Origin of the sequence: Actinomyces sp. MRS3W (assembly GCF_032465695.1) — a bacterium.
Classification (GTDB): domain Bacteria; phylum Actinomycetota; class Actinomycetes; order Actinomycetales; family Actinomycetaceae; genus Actinomyces.
In genome coordinates this window covers 1-3200 of the sequence record NZ_JAWDJJ010000104.1, presented here as the reverse complement: position 1 = coordinate 3200, position 3200 = coordinate 1, and the positions used below count along the sequence as shown (strand labels likewise).

Genomic DNA, 3200 nt, shown 5'->3' with positions numbered 1-3200 from the left:
GCCCGGTTCAGCGTGACGAAGGCGGCGCCGGGGCGAGCCAGCCAGGCGGGCTTCCCCGCCAGCAGGTCGGCGTCCGGCTCGGCACCGAGCGCCTGGGCGATCGCGTGGCGGGCGAGCGGCAGCAGGGTGGCTCCGGCGTCCTCGGGCAACTCGGCGGCGGCGGTGGCGCCGCCCCCGGTGGTGGGCTGCGGTGGCGTCTGCTCGTGCAGGGCGACCGCGCAGTAGCCGACCACGCGGTCGGGGTCGCCGGCCGTGTCTGCGGAGGTGCACCGGCCCAGCAGCTCCGAGCGCAGCCCGCGTTCGCTTGCCGCCAGCAGCATGCCGTCCAGCGGAGTGGCGCCGCAGGCGCGGTCGTGGGTGATGGTGGAGTCCAGGGCGAGGATCTGCGCCACGGTCTGCCTGTCTACGCTGACGGCAAGGTCCTGCGGCAGGTAGTGCGAGAGGTCGGAGGAAATGACGATGAGGGTCTCCGGCCCGCCCCACAGCACACCGAGGACGTCGGCAACCATCCTGGCCGGGGCCGTGCCCACCGCCAGCGGCACAACAGGCACCGGGCCGAGAACGGTTTGCAGGAACGGCAGCTGCACTTCCAGGGAGTGTTCCTCGGCGTGCACCTCGCCTGCCACGCACACCCCGGGCAGTCCGGCAGCCAGCTCACAGCCCGCGGCATCGACCGGTACGAGGCCCAGCGGGGTGGCCAGCTGCTCGGCATCGGGCAGGGCCAGTCCCCGCACCGGCACCCGGTGGGTCGGCCCGAGCAGGATGACGCGGCTGATATGCCCCCGGCCCGCCTCGAGGCGGGTATAGGCGCGGGCCGCCATGGGCCCGGAGTAGATGTAGCCGGCGTGCGGCACAATGATGGCCTTGGGTACGGGCGCATCGGAGGGGGCTGTGCTGCGGGCCTCGGTCAGCAGCTCATCGAGCATACGGGTGAGCGCACGCGGATCCCCCGGGTAGAAGCTTCCGGCGACGGCGGCGCGGCGGACGGTCTTCATGGTGGTCTCTCCCTTGAGCCCCTCCAGGATAGCCGCCCGGACGCGCCGCCGGGAGCCCATTCAGCGCGCGGCAGCAACCGCGGCGTCGAACTCGGAGGCGACGGCGGCGTCGGGCCGGCCCGCGCGGGACACCGCCCACGCCACCAGGAGGTTCGCGGCAAAGCCGGGGGCGAGCTCGTACAGGTCGAAGATGCCGCCCGGTCCCCCGGCGACATTCCCCCAGATCATGACGACGACGGCGCCGGTGACAATACCGGCGAAGGCTCCGGTGGCGGTCAGTCGCTTCCAGTACAGGCACAGCAGCACCGTGGGGCCGAAGGAGGCGCCGAATCCGGCCCAGGCGAAGGCGACCAGCGCCAGGATCGTGTCATTGGGGGTCCAGGCCATGGCCGCGGCGATGACCGCCACCGTGAGGACGGCGAAGCGCGAGTACATGACCAGGCGCCGCTGGGACACCTCCCGATGATGTATGTGCCGGTACAGGTCCTCGATGAGGGCCGAGGAGGTGACCAGCAGCTGGCTGGAGATCGTCGACATGATGGCGGCCAGGATGGCTGCGAGCATGAACCCGGCGATCAGGGGGTGGAAGAGCAGCTGCCCCAGGGAGATGAAGACCGTTTCGGGATTGGCCAGTGCGTCCGCGTCACGCTGGTAGATGGCCACCCCGACGATCGCGGTGGCGGCGGCCCCAGCGACGGCGAACAGCATCCAGCCGATGCCGATGCGCCGCCCCGAGGTGGCTTCCTGGGGGCTGCGCAGTGCCATGAACCGCACGATGATGTGGGGCTGCCCGAAGTAGCCCAATCCCCAGGCCAGCGAGGAGATGATCCCGATCAGTGAGGTGGTGGGACCGAGCACGGCCCAGTAGTGCGGGTCGATCTCGCCGACGGCTGCCAGGGTCTGGCTGATCCCGCCCAGGCGGACAATGCCGACGATGGGGACCGCAACGAGGGCGGCCACCATCATGACCCCCTGCACCAGGTCCGTGTAGGACACCGCGAGGAAGCCACCCACGAGCGTGTACATGACGGTGATGCCGGCAACTAGGGTCAGTCCCAGCCGGTAATCCAGCCCGAAAGAAGATTCGAAGAAGGTGCCGCCCGACACCATGCCCGAGGACACGTAGAAGGTGAAGAAGATGACGATGACGCCTCCGCTGGCCCAGCGCAGCAGGTGTCGGTCGTCGTGCAGGCGGTTGTCCAGGAAGCTGGGAATGGTGATGGAGTCCTGGGCGACCTCCGTGTAGGAACGCAGCCTGGGAGCCACGTACCGCCAGTTGAGCCAGGCGCCGACGGTCAGCCCGACGGCGATCCATGCCTCCACCAGGCCGCTGGCGTACAGCGCACCCGGGAGCCCCATGAGTAACCAGCCGGACATGTCGGCGGCCCCTGCGGACAGGGCGGTGACCGCGGGCCCCAGCCCGCGGTCCGCCAACATGTAGTCGTCCAGTGAGTCGTTATGACCGTAGGCCCACCAACCTATCGCCACCATCCCAACGAAATAGATGATCATGGAGATGGCTTGGAAGGTCGTGGCGGTCATGGTTCTCCTACGGGGGCGGGGGGCCTGCAACCTGCCGCAGTTTAAGCGAAGCGGCGGCGTCGGCGTCGGCCTGGACCGCGGCGGGGTCCTTACCGGTCCCGGCGGCTGCGTAGGCGGCGACCAGTCCCTCGACGAGCGCTCCGCCGGAGAGGCGCACGCGTCCGGCCAGCTCCGGGTCGAGCAGCTCCAGGGCGGTCTGGGCGCTGAGAATGCCACTGCCGAGGTCGGCCAGCACCACGACGCCGGTGCCGTCGTCGGCGCGCTCAATCGCAGCCATGATCTCGGTGGCGTCGGTGCCCAGGCTGCCGTCGGGCAGGCCTGCCGCTATTTCCAGCGGGGCGGTCAGCCCGGGGATGAGGCCGGTGGCCAGAGCGGCGGCCGCGTCGGCGAGGGTGCGCGAATGCGAGACGATGACGAGGCCCGTCATGCGTCACCCGAGACGACGTCGGCCAGTGCCCGAACGATGAGGGCGGTTGAGGCGGCTCCGGGGTCGATATGACCGATGGAGCGCTCCCCCAGGTAGGAGGCCCTCCCCTTCTTCGCCAGCATCGGCTCGGTGGCCTGACGGCCTGCGTCTGCGGCCTCGGCGGCCGCCTGGGTGGCGGCGGCCAGCGTCCCCTCGTCTTCGTCTGCGTCAGCCCGAGCCTGAAGCGCCTCCTGGGC

Annotated in this window: 4 protein-coding genes; all 4 read right to left on the bottom strand. The window is 70.5% G+C overall.

The features are described 5' to 3' along the window. On the bottom strand, positions 1-995 hold a 995-nt coding region (amrB, locus tag RWX45_RS03265), incomplete at its 3' end, for an AmmeMemoRadiSam system protein B (protein WP_316022349.1). 60 nt (positions 996-1055) lie between these two features. Next, on the bottom strand, positions 1056-2537 hold the full coding sequence (putP, locus tag RWX45_RS03260; protein WP_316022348.1) for a sodium/proline symporter PutP: 1482 nt from the start codon (positions 2535-2537) through the stop codon (positions 1056-1058). 7 nt (positions 2538-2544) lie between these two features. Next, complete coding sequence (gene dhaM, locus RWX45_RS03255; RefSeq protein WP_316022347.1) at positions 2545-2964, bottom strand: dihydroxyacetone kinase phosphoryl donor subunit DhaM; 420 nt, start codon at positions 2962-2964, stop codon at positions 2545-2547. Beyond that, positions 2961-3200: DAK2 domain-containing protein (locus tag RWX45_RS03250; RefSeq protein ID WP_316022346.1), on the bottom strand; the 240-nt coding region annotated here is incomplete at its 5' end. The genes dhaM and RWX45_RS03250, both read right to left, overlap by 4 nt.

Excerpts from the sequence above, each read along its gene's own strand:
- putP (WP_316022348.1), bottom strand. The coding sequence starts at position 2,537 with ATGACCGCCACGACCTTCCAAGCCATCTCCATGATCATCTATTTCGTT.
- dhaM (WP_316022347.1), bottom strand. The coding sequence starts at position 2,964 with ATGACGGGCCTCGTCATCGTCTCGCATTCGCGCACCCTCGCCGACGCG.